The sequence below is a fragment of the Salmonella sp. SAL03688 genome (genome assembly GCF_046551895.1).
Taxonomy (GTDB): Bacteria; Pseudomonadota; Gammaproteobacteria; order Enterobacterales; family Enterobacteriaceae; genus Salmonella; species Salmonella enterica.
The window spans coordinates 51,908-67,203 of sequence record NZ_JBGDVI010000011.1 but is presented as its reverse complement, the minus strand read 5'-3'; the positions used below and the strand labels follow the sequence as shown (position 1 = coordinate 67,203).

16 protein-coding genes, 5 tRNA genes and 1 other RNA gene are annotated in these 15,296 nt (G+C 49.5%); 17 read left to right on the top strand and 5 right to left on the bottom strand.

The genetic code is table 11. The annotated features are described in order from the left end of the window. The first annotated feature begins 101 nt into the window (after positions 1 to 101). The 15 genes from ybgC to pnuC all read left to right on the top strand — a co-directional run bounded on the left by ybgC (position 102) and on the right by pnuC (position 8,937). Positions 102 to 506, top strand: coding sequence for a tol-pal system-associated acyl-CoA thioesterase (gene ybgC / locus ACLJR2_RS13050; protein WP_001046240.1), 405 nt, complete (start codon positions 102 to 104; stop codon positions 504 to 506). Continuing rightward, positions 503 to 1,195: a Tol-Pal system protein TolQ gene (gene tolQ, locus ACLJR2_RS13045; RefSeq protein WP_000131318.1), complete on the top strand. Its 693-nt coding sequence runs from the start codon at positions 503 to 505 to the stop codon at positions 1,193 to 1,195. Before ybgC ends, tolQ begins: the two co-directional genes overlap by 4 nt. A 3-nt stretch (positions 1,196 to 1,198) precedes the next feature. After that, entirely contained in the window at positions 1,199 to 1,627 is a 429-nt protein-coding gene (tolR, locus tag ACLJR2_RS13040) for a colicin uptake protein TolR (protein ID WP_000124676.1), read from the top strand. Positions 1,628 to 1,691: 64 nt separating this feature from the next. Next, complete coding sequence (tolA, locus tag ACLJR2_RS13035) at positions 1,692 to 2,870, top strand: cell envelope integrity protein TolA (RefSeq protein ID WP_000030592.1); 1,179 nt, start codon at positions 1,692 to 1,694, stop codon at positions 2,868 to 2,870. Positions 2,871 to 2,993: 123 nt separating this feature from the next. After that, positions 2,994 to 4,286 (top strand): Tol-Pal system beta propeller repeat protein TolB, encoded by a 1,293-nt coding sequence (gene tolB / locus ACLJR2_RS13030; protein WP_001562341.1) that lies wholly within the window; start codon positions 2,994 to 2,996, stop codon positions 4,284 to 4,286. A gap of 34 nt (positions 4,287 to 4,320) precedes the next feature. Next, positions 4,321 to 4,845, top strand: a complete 525-nt coding sequence (pal, locus tag ACLJR2_RS13025; protein ID WP_001176621.1) for a peptidoglycan-associated lipoprotein Pal — start codon at positions 4,321 to 4,323, stop codon at positions 4,843 to 4,845. A 9-nt stretch (positions 4,846 to 4,854) separates the two neighbouring features. Further along, entirely contained in the window at positions 4,855 to 5,643 is a 789-nt protein-coding gene (cpoB, locus tag ACLJR2_RS13020) for a cell division protein CpoB (protein ID WP_000097553.1), read from the top strand. Positions 5,644 to 5,807: 164 nt separating this feature from the next. Continuing rightward, positions 5,808 to 5,883, top strand: a tRNA-Lys gene (locus ACLJR2_RS13015). 136 nt (positions 5,884 to 6,019) lie between these two features. After that, a tRNA-Val gene (locus ACLJR2_RS13010) sits at positions 6,020 to 6,095 on the top strand. A 3-nt stretch (positions 6,096 to 6,098) separates the two neighbouring features. Continuing rightward, positions 6,099 to 6,174: transfer RNA gene (locus tag ACLJR2_RS13005), tRNA-Lys, on the top strand. A gap of 139 nt (positions 6,175 to 6,313) precedes the next feature. Continuing rightward, positions 6,314 to 6,389: transfer RNA gene (locus tag ACLJR2_RS13000), tRNA-Lys, on the top strand. Between the two features lie 134 nt (positions 6,390 to 6,523). Next, positions 6,524 to 6,599: transfer RNA gene (locus tag ACLJR2_RS12995), tRNA-Lys, on the top strand. A 128-nt stretch (positions 6,600 to 6,727) separates the two neighbouring features. Then, positions 6,728 to 6,855, top strand: a non-coding RNA gene (locus ACLJR2_RS12990) — RtT sRNA. Between the two features lie 293 nt (positions 6,856 to 7,148). Further along, entirely contained in the window at positions 7,149 to 8,192 is a 1,044-nt protein-coding gene (gene nadA, locus ACLJR2_RS12985; RefSeq protein ID WP_000115344.1) for a quinolinate synthase NadA, read from the top strand. A 25-nt stretch (positions 8,193 to 8,217) separates the two neighbouring features. Further along, positions 8,218 to 8,937, top strand: coding sequence for a nicotinamide riboside transporter PnuC (gene pnuC / locus ACLJR2_RS12980; protein WP_000345361.1), 720 nt, complete (start codon positions 8,218 to 8,220; stop codon positions 8,935 to 8,937). Here pnuC and zitB read toward each other — a convergent pair. Then, positions 8,934 to 9,872 carry a CDF family zinc transporter ZitB gene (zitB, locus tag ACLJR2_RS12975; RefSeq protein WP_000951250.1) on the bottom strand — a complete coding sequence of 313 codons (939 nt, stop codon included), beginning with the start codon at positions 9,870 to 9,872 and terminating at the stop codon, positions 8,934 to 8,936. The two genes, pnuC and zitB, sit on opposite strands and share 4 nt — an antisense overlap. A gap of 110 nt (positions 9,873 to 9,982) precedes the next feature. Beyond that, entirely contained in the window at positions 9,983 to 10,369 is a 387-nt protein-coding gene (locus ACLJR2_RS12970; protein ID WP_000784380.1) for a YbgS-like family protein, read from the bottom strand. A gap of 319 nt (positions 10,370 to 10,688) precedes the next feature. Here ACLJR2_RS12970 and aroG point away from each other — a divergent pair, with 319 nt between their 5' ends. Then, positions 10,689 to 11,741 (top strand): 3-deoxy-7-phosphoheptulonate synthase AroG, encoded by a 1,053-nt coding sequence (aroG, locus tag ACLJR2_RS12965; protein WP_001109233.1) that lies wholly within the window; start codon positions 10,689 to 10,691, stop codon positions 11,739 to 11,741. A 90-nt stretch (positions 11,742 to 11,831) separates the two neighbouring features. Here aroG and ACLJR2_RS12960 read toward each other — a convergent pair whose 3' ends face one another. Together ACLJR2_RS12960 and ACLJR2_RS12955 are read right to left on the bottom strand one after the other, a co-directional pair. Next, on the bottom strand, positions 11,832 to 12,380 hold the full coding sequence (locus tag ACLJR2_RS12960) for a FumA C-terminus/TtdB family hydratase beta subunit (RefSeq protein WP_000970375.1): 549 nt from the start codon (positions 12,378 to 12,380) through the stop codon (positions 11,832 to 11,834). Between the two features lie 14 nt (positions 12,381 to 12,394). Beyond that, positions 12,395 to 13,240, bottom strand: a complete 846-nt coding sequence (locus ACLJR2_RS12955; RefSeq protein WP_000086831.1) for a fumarate hydratase — start codon at positions 13,238 to 13,240, stop codon at positions 12,395 to 12,397. Positions 13,241 to 13,369: 129 nt separating this feature from the next. Between ACLJR2_RS12955 and ACLJR2_RS12950 the strand changes: the two genes are divergently transcribed. Then, on the top strand, positions 13,370 to 14,260 hold the full coding sequence (locus tag ACLJR2_RS12950) for a LysR family transcriptional regulator (RefSeq protein ID WP_000405927.1): 891 nt from the start codon (positions 13,370 to 13,372) through the stop codon (positions 14,258 to 14,260). On the opposite strand, the gene ACLJR2_RS12945 is transcribed toward ACLJR2_RS12950, so the two are convergent. Beyond that, positions 14,261 to 15,244 (bottom strand): LysR family transcriptional regulator, encoded by a 984-nt coding sequence (locus ACLJR2_RS12945; protein WP_000282119.1) that lies wholly within the window; start codon positions 15,242 to 15,244, stop codon positions 14,261 to 14,263. It lies immediately after the preceding gene. Between the last annotated feature and the right edge of the window lie 52 nt (positions 15,245 to 15,296).

Genomic DNA, 15,296 nt, shown 5'->3' with positions numbered 1-15,296 from the left:
GTTGCATTACCGGGATGTAAAGTGAATACAAGGCGATATACAACGGCATTCTTGAGGCATTACGGCGGCAAGCGGATGACGCCAACAAAGAGGCTGCAGGGATGAATAAGTATATGTTTCGATGGCCAATTCGAGTTTATTACGAAGACACGGACGCCGGCGGTGTGGTTTATCACGCCAGCTATGTCGCTTTTTATGAAAGAGCGCGCACGGAGATGCTGCGTCACCATCACTTCAGCCAACAGGTGCTGCTGGCGGAGCGGGTCGCCTTTGTGGTGCGCAAGATGACGCTGGAATACTATGCGCCTGCGCGGCTCGACGATATGCTTGAAGTTCAAACAGAAATTACGTCAATGCGTGGCACCGCTTTGGTTTTCACGCAACGCATTGTCAACGCAGAGAACACGCTGCTAAATGAAGCAGAGGTTCTGATTGTTTGCGTTGATCCACTCAAAATGAAGCCTCGTGCGCTTCCTAAGTCTATTGTCGCGGAGTTTAAGCAGTGACTGACATGAATATCCTTGATTTGTTCCTGAAGGCAAGCCTTCTGGTTAAACTTATCATGTTGATTTTGATTGGTTTTTCAATAGCATCCTGGGCCATCATTATCCAGCGAACGCGTATCCTGAACGCCGCTGCGCGTGAGGCGGAAGCGTTTGAAGATAAATTCTGGTCCGGAATCGAACTATCGCGTCTGTACCAGGAAAGCCAGGGGAGACGCGATAGTCTGTCGGGCTCGGAGCAAATCTTTTATAGCGGGTTCAAAGAGTTTGTCCGGCTCCATCGCGCCAACAGCCATGCGCCGGAGGCAGTGGTAGAGGGGGCGTCGCGTGCGATGCGCATCTCCATGAACCGAGAGCTGGAAACGCTGGAAACGCATATCCCGTTTCTTGGCACGGTAGGCTCTATCAGTCCTTATATCGGTCTGTTTGGCACCGTATGGGGGATTATGCATGCGTTTATCGCCCTGGGCGCGGTGAAACAGGCGACTCTGCAAATGGTTGCGCCGGGTATTGCCGAAGCATTGATTGCCACGGCGATTGGTCTGTTTGCCGCCATCCCTGCGGTTATGGCTTACAACCGACTGAATCAGCGCGTGAACAAGCTGGAACTGAATTACGACAACTTTATGGAAGAGTTCACCGCGATTCTGCACCGCCAGGCGTTTACCGTAAGCGAAAGCAACAAGGGGTAAGCCATGGCCAGAACGCGTGGACGAGGTCGTCGCGAACTTAAGTCCGAAATCAATATTGTACCGCTACTCGACGTACTGTTGGTGCTGCTGCTGATCTTTATGGCAACCGCGCCGATCATTACCCAGAGCGTGGAAGTCGACTTGCCGGAGGCGAATCAGTCGCAGGCGGTCAGTAGTAACGACGATCCACCGGTCATTATTGAGGTTTCCGGAGTAGGGCAATACAGCGTAGTGGTTGATAAAGATCGAATGGATCAACTGCCGTCTGAACAGGTGATCGCAGAAGTAAAGCGTCATCTGCAGGCTAATCCGAAAACAGTCTTTTTAATCGGCGGCGCGAAAGAGGTGCCGTACGATGAAATAATTAAAGCGCTGAACTTGTTACACAGCGCGGGCGTAAAATCGGTTGGCTTAATGACGCAGCCAATCTGAAGTCTGCGTCCCGTTGGCTTGAAAGACGGCGAGTAACAGGCGAACAGTTTTTTGGGAACCGAGAGTGTCAAAGGCAACCGAACAAAACGACAAGCTCAAACGGGCGATAATTATTTCAGCCGTGCTGCATATCATCTTATTTGCAGTGCTGATCTGGAGTTCGTTTGATGAGCATATAGAGGCTTCTGCCGGCGGCGGCGGCGGTTCCGCTATCGACGCGGTGATGGTCGATCCTGGCGCCGTTGTGCAGCAGTACAACCGTCAGCAGGATCAACAGGCCAGCGCCAGACGCGCGGAAGAAGAGCGTAAAAAGCTGCAACAGCAGCAAGCAGAGGAGCTGCAGCAGAAGCAGGCTGCCGAACAGGAGCGGTTGAAACAACTTGAGAAAGAACGTTTAGCGGCTCAGGAGCAGCAAAAGCAGGCTGAAGAAGCGGCAAAACTGGCGCAACAGCAGCAGCAACAGGCCGAAGAAGCGGCGAAAGCGGCGGCAGACGCGAAGAAAAAAGCGGAGGCCGAGGCGGCGAAAGCGGCGGCGGACGCGAAGAAGAAAGCAGAGGCCGAGGCGGTAAAAGCGGCGGCGGACGCGAAGAAGAAAGCGGAAGCCGAAGCGGCGAAAGCGGCGGCGGACGCGAAGAAGAAAGCAGAGGCCGAAGCGGCGAAAGCAGCGGTGGAGGCGAAGAAGAAAGCGGAGGCCGAAGCGGCGAAAGCAGCGGCGGAGGCGAAGAAGAAAGCGGATGCCGAGGCGGCGAAAGCGGCGGCGGAGGCGAAGAAGAAAGCGGATGCCGCGGCGGCGAAAGCAGCGGCGGACGCTAAGAAGAAAGCGGCTGCCGAAAAAGCGGCCGCCGCAGAAGGCGTCGACGATCTGCTTGGCGATCTCAGCTCGGGTAAGAATGCGCCAAAAACCGGCGGTGGCGCGAAAGGGAATGGTCAGCCATCGAAAGATAGCGGTACATCGGGCGCTAACGGTGGGGCGACAGGCGCTGATATCAGCGCCTACGCGAAACAGATTCAGGTCGCCATTCAGAGCCGTCTGTATGATGCGAGCCTGTATCAGGGCAAACAATGTGTCTTGCATATTAGCCTGGCGCCGGATGGCTCATTAAAAAGCATTACGTCTGAGGGCGGCGATCCGGCGCTTTGTCAGGCGGCGTTAATGGCGGCAAAAACCGCGAAAATTCCTAAACCGCCAAGCCAGGCTGTTTATGAGAAAATAAAGGATGCCAAACTAGACTTTAAACTGTAGATACTTTTCTTTATGGAAGTTGGAGCGGTTGAGTTGTTACTGGTCCTGGTGGTTTTGTGTATTTGAGTTTGTTAACATTCTGCTAAATTATCGTGGGTCGCAGGCCCAGGTATGGGAGATATGATGAAGCAGGCATTACGAGTAGCATTTGGTTTTCTGATGCTGTGGGCGGCAGTGCTGCACGCAGAAGTCCGTATCGAGATCACCCAGGGGGTGGACTCGGCGCGACCGATTGGCGTTGTGCCTTTTAAATGGGCCGGGCCGGGCGCTGCGCCTGAAGATATCGGCGGCATCGTGGCGGCAGATTTACGCAATAGCGGTAAATTTAATCCGTTAGACCGGTCCCGACTGCCGCAGCAGCCAGCCACCGCTCAGGAAGTTCAGCCTACCGCATGGTCTGCGCTGGGTATTGATGCCGTCGTCGTTGGGCAGGTAACGCCGAATCCGGACGGTTCCTACAATGTTGCTTATCAGCTGGTTGACACTGGCGGCGCGCCGGGGACTGTACTGGCGCAAAACTCTTATAAAGTGAACAAGCAGTGGCTGCGTTATGCAGGCCACACTGCCAGTGACGAAGTCTTTGAAAAACTGACGGGCATTAAGGGCGCGTTCCGTACTCGTATCGCCTATGTGGTACAGACTAACGGCGGTCAGTTCCCGTATGAACTGCGTGTGTCGGATTACGATGGCTATAATCAGTTCGTAGTGCACCGTTCTCCGCAGCCGTTGATGTCTCCGGCGTGGTCTCCGGACGGCTCAAAACTGGCTTACGTGACATTTGAAAGCGGTCGCTCCGCGCTGGTTATCCAGACGCTGGCAAACGGCGCAGTGCGTCAGGTTGCGTCCTTCCCGCGTCACAACGGCGCGCCGGCCTTCTCGCCGGATGGGACGAAACTGGCGTTCGCGTTATCGAAAACCGGAAGTCTGAACCTGTACGTTATGGATCTCGCCTCCGGCCAGATTCGTCAGATAACGGACGGGCGTAGCAACAATACGGAGCCGACCTGGTTCCCGGACAGCCAGACTCTGGCCTTTACCTCTGACCAGGCTGGACGTCCGCAAGTGTATAAAATGAACATTAACGGCGGTGCGGCGCAGCGTATTACCTGGGAAGGTTCGCAAAACCAGGATGCGGATGTCAGCAGCGACGGTAAATTTATGGTAATGGTAAGCTCAAATAACGGGCAGCAGCACATTGCCAAACAAGATCTGGTGACGGGTGGCGTACAGGTTCTGTCGTCAACGTTCCTGGATGAAACGCCAAGTCTGGCACCTAACGGCACGATGGTAATCTACAGCTCTTCTCAGGGGATGGGATCTGTGCTGAATTTGGTTTCTACAGATGGGCGTTTCAAAGCGCGTCTTCCGGCAACTGATGGTCAGGTGAAATCGCCTGCCTGGTCGCCGTATCTGTGATAATAATTAATTGATTACTAAAGGAATTAAAGAAATGCAACTGAACAAAGTGCTGAAGGGCCTGATGATTGCCCTGCCTGTTATGGCAATCGCGGCATGTTCTTCCAACAAGAACGCCAGCAATGACGGTAGCGAAGGCGGCATGCTGAACGGCGCCGGCACTGGTATGGACGCTAACGGCAACGGCAACATGTCATCTGAAGAGCAAGCGCGTCTGCAGATGCAGCAGCTGCAGCAGAACAACATCGTTTACTTCGATCTCGACAAGTACGATATCCGTTCTGACTTCGCGGCAATGCTGGATGCGCACGCTAACTTCCTGCGTAGCAACCCGTCTTACAAAGTCACCGTAGAAGGTCACGCGGACGAACGCGGTACTCCGGAGTACAACATCTCCCTGGGCGAACGTCGTGCGAACGCTGTTAAGATGTATCTGCAGGGTAAAGGCGTTTCCGCTGACCAGATCTCCATCGTTTCTTACGGTAAAGAAAAACCTGCCGTACTGGGCCACGACGAAGCGGCTTACGCTAAGAACCGTCGCGCTGTACTGGTTTACTAAGAGAATTGCATGAGCAGTAACTTCAGACATCACCTGTTGAGTCTGTCGTTACTGGTTGGCATAGCGGCCCCCTGGGCCGCTTTTGCTCAGGCGCCAATCAGTAGTGTCGGCTCAGGCTCGGTCGAAGACCGCGTCACTCAACTTGAGCGTATCTCTAACGCTCACAGCCAGCTTTTAACCCAACTTCAGCAGCAGCTCTCCGATAATCAGTCCGATATCGATTCTTTGCGCGGCCAAATCCAGGAAAATCAGTATCAACTGAATCAGGTGATGGAGCGCCAGAAGCAAATTATGCTGCAGCTGGGGAGCTTAAATAATGGCGGCGCAGCGCAGCCAGCAGCTGGTGACCAGAGCGGGACGGCAACCACTGCGACCCCCGCCCCGGATGCCGGTACGGCAACCTCAGGGGCGCCGGTACAAAGTGGCGATGCGAATACCGATTACAATGCGGCTATCGCGCTGGTGCAGGATAAGTCTCGCCAGGATGATGCGATTGTAGCGTTTCAGAACTTCATCAAGAAATACCCTGATTCTACTTATCAGCCGAACGCCAATTATTGGCTGGGCCAGTTGAATTACAACAAGGGTAAAAAAGATGATGCCGCCTATTATTTCGCCTCGGTAGTAAAAAACTATCCTAAGTCGCCGAAGGCTGCGGACGCGATGTACAAAGTTGGCGTTATCATGCAGGACAAAGGTGATACGGCAAAAGCGAAAGCGGTTTATCAGCAGGTGATTAACAAATATCCTGGCACTGATGGCGCGAAACAGGCGCAGAAGCGTCTTAACGCGATGTAATGCGTACCATGCGACCAGAAAACGCCTTTTTTCTGGTCGCGTCGTGCGATTCCTAAGCAGTTGAGCCCTCTGCGTCGAAATTTTTGTTGCGCTCAAATCTGAAATCAGTAATATATGCCGCCGTTGCCACGGGATATTAAACAACTCGAAAGCAACGTAAAAGTGGGTCGTTAGCTCAGTTGGTAGAGCAGTTGACTTTTAATCAATTGGTCGCAGGTTCGAATCCTGCACGACCCACCAATCGTTCGGTGGAAACGAGAATAAAACGTGAAGGATAACGTTGCGTCAGCAACGGCCCGTAGGGCGAGGCGAAGCCGAGTCATCCTGCACGACCCACCACTAACTTCGGTTAGTCAGTAATATCCAGCGTAGTATCGGGTGATTAGCTCAGCTGGGAGAGCACCTCCCTTACAAGGAGGGGGTCGGCGGTTCGATCCCGTCATCACCCACCACTTGGGTCGTTAGCTCAGTTGGTAGAGCAGTTGACTTTTAATCAATTGGTCGCAGGTTCGAATCCTGCACGACCCACCAATTTAACATCAAACTCAGATGTTGAACGTGAAGGATAACGTTGCTTCAGCAACCTGTAGGGCGAGGCGAAGCCGAGTCATCCTGCACGACCCACCATCTTTAGATGGTCCGAGTAAAATCTTTCAGGCAGCACCCGTATGGGTCGTTAGCTCAGTTGGTAGAGCAGTTGACTTTTAATCAATTGGTCGCAGGTTCGAATCCTGCACGACCCACCAATATACAAGGTGGTAACTGGTAGAGAACGTGAAGGATAACATTGCTTTAGCAACGGCCCGAAGGGCGAGGCGAAGCCGAGTCATCCTGCACGACCCACCATCCTGAATGATTGAAGCAGTAACCCTTATCCAGGGGGTCGTTAGCTCAGTTGGTAGAGCAGTTGACTTTTAATCAATTGGTCGCAGGTTCGAATCCTGCACGACCCACCAATTTAACATCAAACTCAGATGTTGAGCGTGAAGGATAACGTTGCGTCAGCAACGGCCCGTAGGGCGAGGCGAAGCCGAGTCATCCTGCACGACCCACCAATGTAAAAAAGCGCCCTAAAGGCGCTTTTTTACTATCTGCGATATGGAAGATTCGAACCTGCCGCAGGTTCGGGTCGAACGCAGTGAGACAACGGAGCCGTTTACGGCGACGGCCCGAAGGGCGAGGCGAAGCCGAGTCATCCTGCACGACCCACCAATGTAAAAGAGGGCGCTGGCGGCGCCTTTTTGCTATCTGCGATATGGAAGATTCGAACCTGCCGCAGGTTTGGGTCTTGCCTGATGCGCTGCGCTTATCAGGCCTACAGACGGCACCGCTCACGCAGGCCAGATAAAACGTTACGCCGCCATCAGACACGGGCTACGTAATTATTGTGACTTTCCTTATTGAATCGGCTATCTTGTTTAGCATATAAAACAAATTAACCGATTGTGGCGTTTATTACGCTTTCATTCGGTTTTTTCGTTAAGTCAGAAAAACGAGAAGCCACGATGAGCGTAATGTTTGACCCACAAGCCGCAATCTACCCGTTCCCGCCGAAACCAACGCCGTTGAACGACGACGAAAAGCAATTTTATCGTGAGAAAATCAAGCGGTTGCTCAAAGAGCGCAATGCCGTCATGGTGGCGCACTACTACACCGATCCGGAAATTCAACAGTTAGCAGAAGAAACCGGCGGCTGTATTTCCGACTCACTGGAAATGGCCCGTTTCGGCGCGAAGCACGCCGCATCCACGTTACTGGTAGCGGGCGTACGGTTTATGGGGGAAACCGCCAAAATCCTCAGCCCGGAAAAGACCATTCTTATGCCTACCCTGGCGGCGGAATGTTCGCTGGATTTAGGCTGCCCAATAGACGAATTTAGCGCTTTTTGTGATGCGCACCCTGACAGAACCGTAGTGGTCTATGCTAACACCTCGGCTGCTGTTAAAGCGCGTGCGGACTGGGTTGTGACCTCCAGTATCGCCGTAGAACTGATTGAGCATCTGGATAGTTTGGGGGAAAAAATTATCTGGGCGCCGGACAGACACCTGGGGAATTACGTGCAAAAACAGACCGGGGCCGATGTACTGTGTTGGCAAGGGGCGTGTATCGTGCATGACGAGTTTAAAACCCAGGCGTTGACCCGTTTAAAAAAAATCTATCCCGATGCCGCTCTTCTGGTTCACCCTGAATCGCCGCAGTCCATTGTCGAAATGGCCGATGCGGTGGGCTCCACCAGTCAGCTTATTAAGGCGGCAAAAACGCTGCCGCACAGACAGCTTATCGTGGCGACCGATCGCGGCATCTTCTACAAAATGCAGCAGGCGGTGCCTGAAAAAGAGCTGCTTGAAGCGCCCACGGCTGGCGAGGGGGCGACCTGCCGTAGCTGCGCGCACTGTCCGTGGATGGCGATGAATGGCCTGAAAGCCATTGCTGAAGGGCTGGAGCAGGGAGGCGCGGCGCATGAAATACAGGTTGATGCGGCGCTACGCGAGGGCGCGTTACTGCCCCTCAACCGGATGCTGGATTTTGCGACTACACTTCGGGCGTAAAGACGGAAATCTTTGGGGGGAGAGAATGGATTTTTTTAGTACGCACAACATACTGATTCATATTCCGATTGGCGCTGGCGGGTACGATCTCTCGTGGATCGAAGCGGTAGGAACCATCGCCGGCCTGCTCTGTATTTGGCTTGCCAGTCTGGAGAAGATCAGCAACTACTTTTTTGGACTGGTTAACGTCACCCTGTTTGCGATTATTTTCTTTCAGATCCAGCTTTATGCCAGCCTGTTGCTGCAACTCTTTTTCTTTGCCGCCAATATTTATGGCTGGTATGCGTGGTCGCGGCAAACAAAGGATAATGAAGCCGAGCTTAAAATCCGCTGGCTGCCGTTGCCAAAAGCAATGGCATGGCTGGCGATATGTGTGATAGCCATTGGTTTGATGACGCGATATATCGATCCCGTATTCGCCGTCCTGACGCGCGTGGCCGTCGCCATTATGCAGATGCTGGGGTTACAGGTGACAATGCCTGTACTGCAACCGGACGCTTTCCCGTTCTGGGACTCTTGCATGATGGTGCTGTCTATCGTGGCGATGATTTTGATGACACGCAAATATGTCGAAAACTGGCTCCTGTGGGTGATAATCAACGTAATCAGTGTGGTGATTTTTGCTTTGCAGGGCGTCTATGCGATGTCGCTGGAATATCTGATCCTGACATTTATCGCCGTGAACGGTAGTCGCCTGTGGATAAACAGCGCGCGGGAGCGAGGATCGCGCGCGCTTTCCCGTTAATGGTGATGAACATGCCCGGATGGCGTCTGATTCAGATGACAGTCCGGGCCGTGACACACTTGATACTCCATCTGAATCGTAGCGTGCGCAATATGGTATTCGTGCATCAGGAAATCCTGGATACGTTCCAGCAGCGCATCATGGTCGTGTGGCGGAATGACCTGAGCGTGCAACGTCATGACCGGTTTTTCGCCGACCATCCAGACATGCACATGGTGTACGTTGCGGACTTCGGGGATTTCCCGACTTAAATGGCGCTGTAAGGCATTAATATCCAGTGAAACCGGCGCGCCTTCCAGCAATTCGTTGACGCTATCTTTTAACAAACGCCAGGCGCTGCGTAGCACCAGTACCGAAACCAGAATAGAGAGAATCGGGTCCGCTGGCGTCCAGCCTGTCCAGATAATGATCAACGCGGCGACTATTGCGCCGACGGAACCCAGCAAATCGCCCATCACATGTAGCGCGGCAGCGCGCACGTTCAGGTTTTTTTCATCGCTTCCCCGATGGAGAATCCAGAACGCAAACAGGTTCGCCAGCAGACCCGCAACCGCAATCACCATCATCAGATTGCCCGCCACCGGACGTGGCGTGTAAAAGCGCTCTATCGCTTCCCAGACAATGAGAAGGGTAATGACCACCAACGCAATGGCATTCACAAAGGCCGCCAGAGTGGTGAGTCTTAGCCAGCCAAAAGTGTGGCGAACAGTCGGGGGACGACGGGAAAATTGAACCGCCAGCAGCGCAAAGAGAAGGGCCGCCGCGTCGGTGAGCATATGTCCCGCATCCGCCAACAACGCCAGAGAGCCGGAGAGTATCCCGCCCACCACCTCAAGGAGCATAAATCCGGCAGTGACGATAAAGGCGAAAAGCAGGCGACGAGCATTATTATCTTTCGGCAGGTGTGAATCGGCATGAGAGTGTGAGTGCGCCATAACGTCATTCCTTTGTTATTCTCATCAATACTGTAGACATCATACTGATTTTTCGCTGACAAAATAAAAAGGAGAGCGAAAGCTCTCCCGTTATCAGACTTTTTTCTGCATTACTGTGTGGTACCGTCGGTTTTGGTATTCACGTCATTATTGACGCCATTACCGGTTTCCACTTTTTTATTAATATCCGGGCAGCGACCGTCTTTACACATGGTATTTTTATGCTCTTCATCCTTGGTCATTCCGTCATGATTCATGGTTGAACCGTCTGGATGCTGCATCGTGCTGTTAGTATTGCCGTTGGTATTGATGTCGTTGTTATTCACATCATTCGGCGCTACATTCTGGCGGGCGTCCGGGGCAACCTGACCGGCATTTGCCGCCGAGTTCGCCTGGCCATTACTGGATTGCGCGTTAGATTCAGCAGCTAACGCTGCGCCGCTGGCAAGGCCGAGGGTAGCGGTGAGTAAAAGCGTAGTCAGTTTTGTCATTTTCATAAGATGCTCCTGTTATGGTGGATATGTCGGATAACCTCTTCCAACAGTGCACGTGTCAGTCAAATCCTCAAATAAGGGATAAAAAGCGTTCGCCGCCGCGGGTTAACGCAGCAGAGAATCTTGCAATAATTCATAAACAGAGTGGTTACAGTTAAAAAGTGTAGGTTAGATCCCATTTTTCGCTACATTTGTGCGTTTTTTTCCTGAATTCCAGGATTATTCCGTTCAAAGTGTAAAAGCCCGTTTACACTATTTAATTGAAGAGATAGATTGGAGGGATTGCATTCATTGGGATAAGTACGGCAACACTGGAATAAACATGAATTATCAGAACGACGATTTACGCATTAAAGAAATCAACGAGTTATTACCTCCGGTCGCGCTGCTGGAAAAGTTTCCCGCCACGGAAAATGCAGCAAATACCGTTGCTCACGCACGCAAAGCCATCCATAAAATTCTCAAAGGCAATGACGATCGTCTGCTGGTGGTGATCGGTCCTTGTTCAATTCATGATCCGGCAGCGGCGAAAGAGTATGCCGCCCGTTTGCTGGCGCTACGCGATGAGCTTCAAGGCGAGCTTGAAATTGTCATGCGTGTCTATTTTGAGAAACCGCGTACCACCGTCGGCTGGAAAGGGCTGATTAACGATCCGCATATGGATAACAGCTTCCAGATTAACGACGGTCTGCGTATTGCGCGCAAACTGCTGCTGGATATTAACGACAGCGGCCTGCCTGCCGCCGGCGAATTCCTCGATATGATCACGCCGCAATATCTGGCCGATCTGATGAGCTGGGGCGCCATTGGCGCGCGGACTACTGAATCCCAGGTTCATCGCGAACTGGCGTCTGGCCTCTCTTGTCCGGTCGGTTTTAAAAATGGTACTGATGGCACGATTAAAGTCGCCATTGACGCCATCAACGCCGCCGGCGCGCCGCATTGCTTCCTCTCCGTCACTAAATGGGGTCATTCGGCGATTGTGAATACCAGCGGCAACGGCGACTGCCATATCATTCTGCGCGGCGGTAAAGCGCCAAACTATAGCGCGCAACATGTTGCTGAGGTGAAAGAAGGCCTCATCAAAGCGGGACTGACGCCGCAGGTCATGATCGATTTCAGCCATGCCAACTCCTGTAAGCAATTTCAAAAGCAGATGGAGGTTTGCGCCGATGTCTGTCAGCAGATAGCAGGCGGTGAAAAAGCGATTATTGGCGTGATGGTAGAGAGTCATCTGGTGGAAGGAAACCAGAGTCTGGAAAGCGGTCAGCCGCTGACCTACGGTAAAAGCATTACTGACGCCTGTATTGGCTGGGAAGATACCGATGCGCTGCTTCGTCAGTTGTCGGCAGCGGTAAAAGCCCGTCGCGGCTAAGTTTAGTTTCTATCCTGTGGTGAAGTGCAGGATAGAAAACATATCGGTCCGGTAACAGCCTACCGGACCGATATTGCCAATATTAATGTATTATTCTTTGGCGTACTTAGGTACTTCCTGCTTCTGGAGAGTATTTCCTTCCGAATCAATTCCTACAATGACTCTATAGCGGTCAAAATATAACTTCTTAATGGATTCTGTTCCTAATTCTTCGTAGGCAACAATTTCTACTGATTTAACATGTTTTGTATTAATTGCAGACGCTCCTCCAATCCCGAGTAGCGAAACCCCACCGTATTTTTTACAAAGCTCAGCGACATAATCAGCACGATCGCCTTTGCCAAGAAACGCAGTTGCCCCTTGTTGAAACATCATTTCTACAAATGGGTCCATACGCGCGGCCGTTGTAGGACCGTTGGAGCCAATAGGTAAACCAGGTCTGGCAGGGCAGGGGCCAGCATAGTAAATCGTTTGATTTTGAAAATCGACTGGTGATTTTTCTCCGTTACTAAGCGCTACTTCGATTTTTTTATGCGCGGCGTCACGGCAGGTGTAAGCAAATCCAGTGAGAAATAATATATCGCCGACCTTAAGAGTTTTCGCTTTCTCTTTAGTCAATGGTAATGTTAATTCCATCATAGCTTCTCCAGGTATTAAATGATTTCACTAGCGTGGCGGCTTGCATTACATTGGAAATTGATTGCGACTGGCAGTGCAGTGATATGGCAAGGATAGTAATCGACATGCACGCCTAACGCCGTAATACGCCCGCCCATACCTAAAGGGCCGATCCCTGTATTATTCACGGCCTCTAATAATTCAGCTTCGAGCTGGGCATAAAGTGGTTTAGCATTGAACTCACCAAGAGGGCGTAATAATGCTTTCTTCGCCATCCACGAACAGTGATCCATTGTACCGCCAACGCCGATACCAATAATATAAGGAGGGCATGGATTGCCTCCTACACGACGGACAGTTTCCAGAACAAAATCTTTTATACCATCAATACCATCGCCGGGAAGCAATGTTTTAAAAGTTCCCATATTTTCGCTACCGCCGCCCTTTGGCATAACGGTAATTGTCACTCGGTCACCATCAACAATTTCAGTATGTAAAATTGCAGGAGTATTATCATTAGTATTAATACGTTCTAATGGATCTGCAACCATGGATTTTCTTAAGTATCCATTTTCATAGCCCTGGCGAACACCCTGGTTCACCTGATCTTTAAGCGGCTTACCTTCCCAGCATACATGTTGTCCAATTTCCATTATAACGATACAAGTGCCGGTATCATGGCAGCATGCAAGTTGTTCTTTTTTTGCATACTCTCCATTATCAATTAATATCTTAATGGTTTCCTTGCCGATCTTTGACTCTTCTTTATCATATGCTTTACGAAAAGAACACATGAGATTATCATCCAGTTCATAACAAGCTTTTTTTACAAGTTTTTCGATAACCGGAATGATAATTTCTGTATTTAATATACGACTCATACTCCCTCCAGTGCTATGTTGCATTGTTTTATCCATTGATCACATTTTCATGATATTCGTATTCATTGTAGGAAGGAAATATGTTATTTTTATTAAATGATAAATTTTATTTATAGTAGTGGAAAATAGATGGAAATTAGACAATTAGAATATTTTGTAAGCGCTTCTTTGTTAGGTAACTTAACCAGAGTTGCTGAGCGGCATTTTGTTTCTCAACCTAATATCACCATTGCTATTAAGAAGTTAGAGACTGAATTAGGGGTGACATTATTTGATAGAAAGAAAAATAAACTTGTCCTTACTGAGGAGGGCATGTTTTTCTTACAAAAAATTGAACCTATCCTTATTGCGTTAAAAAATAGCGTAGCGGAAATGAAAGATTATCGTAATGAAAATGGTGGTATAGTAACTTTGGGGATCCCACCGATGATAAGTTTGTTTCTTTTTTCACCGCTCTTCAAGCATTTCCGAGAGATTTATCCAGAGATGGAACTCTCTCTTGTTGAAGAGGGGACTTTTGGTTTACATGATAAACTTTCTGCTGGAGAGCTGGATCTTGCTATTGTTATTATTAATGACTGTCCAAAAGAATTAGTTACGGTACCATTAATGACTCAGCAGCACGTGGTATGTATGTCAGATAAACATCCCCTGGCAAAAAAGGATAGTATCGATTGGGAAGATCTACAATATGAGCCATTGATACTAATGAAAAAAGATTCCTGGCATAGAAAAACGATTATTGAAGAATGTACAAAGCGAGGAATTCATACTCATATTTTTCTATCATCAAACAGGGTTCAAACCAACATAGATCTGGTTGCTAAAAATGAAGGAATTTCTTTCATTTTGGACGCTGTCGATCTTAAAGCCGAAAAAGTAATAACCAAGGCCATGACTGAGCCGACTTATGTTACGATTGGTTTGGCCTGGAAGAAAGATAAATATTTATCATATGCAACCAGAGCGTTAATTAAATTCATTGAGGATTATATTAAAGAACATTTTACAATTAAATAATTATATTTGTTCTTCAACAAAAATTTCCCATAGCTCTTCGGCATCTGGAGGCATTCTCTTGGCTGGTCTATAAAGTCTTATTTCTATGGGTACCCATAAATTGCTTTCTTTTTCCGCTGCAGTAACAATAGTTTTAGCCTCTATATCTTGCCTGGCAAGGCTTTGAGGTATCCAGGCAACACCGTCGCCAGATCTGACCATTGCCAATAGTGTTGCTGCCAGATCGGCCACAAAGGCAACATTTATATTATGGGTAATTCTGTTAATAGACGCTGTATTTGCTATTATTCTTCCCAGACCTGATTGTGATGAAAAAGAAAGGTAAGGGAATTGAATCTTATTATTTATATTCCACAACGGTTTTAACGTTTCTGAGTCTGGTTTACTGAATGGAATTAATGTATCAAACCCAAGACGAATGCTCATAAAGTTATTTTTATTTAAATTTAGATGCATATGTGGGTGATGGTGACACAGCAAAAATTGTGAATCTCCCTGCCGCATCATTTTTTCGCACGCATTCAATGAGTCAGATAAAAGACGAAATGAACCAAATTTTGCAATTTTATCACTCTGTTTTAACAAATGCGGTACAAAAGAGAAAGACAAAGCATGCGTTGCTGAAAAAACAAGACTGGGTTGTTTATTACCTGCAGCCTCAAGGGTATCACTTTTCAATGTGTACAAGGAGTGGATCAGTTCGGGAAGCTGGTCTGTAAATACTTCTCCGGCCTTGGTAAGGGTGACTCCCCGTTTACTTCTTTCAAAAAGGGGCGTCCCCACCCATTCTTCGAGAGATTGTATCCGACGACTAAATGCGGGTTGAGTCACATATCTTGAGGCAGACGCTTTTGAAAAATTTAACGTTTCTTTTAGAGCCAGACAGTCTTCGAGCCATGTTAGTTCGAGGTGATGCCGATATTGCATAAGCTGCAACCTTATTAGCATTGGATGAGTTTCATTTATATAAGTAGCATTATACACAGACAGATTTTAAGAGGAAATTATTTGATTAAACAGAAACAAAAGCAGTAAG

Excerpts from the sequence above, each read along its gene's own strand:
- nadA (WP_000115344.1), top strand. The coding sequence starts at position 7,149 with ATGAGCGTAATGTTTGACCCACAAGCCGCAATCTACCCGTTCCCGCCG.
- pnuC (WP_000345361.1), top strand. The coding sequence starts at position 8,218 with ATGGATTTTTTTAGTACGCACAACATACTGATTCATATTCCGATTGGC.
- aroG (WP_001109233.1), top strand. The coding sequence starts at position 10,689 with ATGAATTATCAGAACGACGATTTACGCATTAAAGAAATCAACGAGTTA.
- cpoB (WP_000097553.1), top strand. The coding sequence starts at position 4,855 with ATGAGCAGTAACTTCAGACATCACCTGTTGAGTCTGTCGTTACTGGTT.
- pal (WP_001176621.1), top strand. The coding sequence starts at position 4,321 with ATGCAACTGAACAAAGTGCTGAAGGGCCTGATGATTGCCCTGCCTGTT.
- ACLJR2_RS12970 (WP_000784380.1), bottom strand. The coding sequence starts at position 10,369 with ATGAAAATGACAAAACTGACTACGCTTTTACTCACCGCTACCCTCGGC.
- ACLJR2_RS12960 (WP_000970375.1), bottom strand. The coding sequence starts at position 12,380 with ATGATGGAATTAACATTACCATTGACTAAAGAGAAAGCGAAAACTCTT.
- ybgC (WP_001046240.1), top strand. The coding sequence starts at position 102 with ATGAATAAGTATATGTTTCGATGGCCAATTCGAGTTTATTACGAAGAC.
- ACLJR2_RS12950 (WP_000405927.1), top strand. The coding sequence starts at position 13,370 with ATGGAAATTAGACAATTAGAATATTTTGTAAGCGCTTCTTTGTTAGGT.
- tolR (WP_000124676.1), top strand. The coding sequence starts at position 1,199 with ATGGCCAGAACGCGTGGACGAGGTCGTCGCGAACTTAAGTCCGAAATC.
- ACLJR2_RS12955 (WP_000086831.1), bottom strand. The coding sequence starts at position 13,240 with ATGAGTCGTATATTAAATACAGAAATTATCATTCCGGTTATCGAAAAA.
- tolB (WP_001562341.1), top strand. The coding sequence starts at position 2,994 with ATGAAGCAGGCATTACGAGTAGCATTTGGTTTTCTGATGCTGTGGGCG.
- zitB (WP_000951250.1), bottom strand. The coding sequence starts at position 9,872 with ATGGCGCACTCACACTCTCATGCCGATTCACACCTGCCGAAAGATAAT.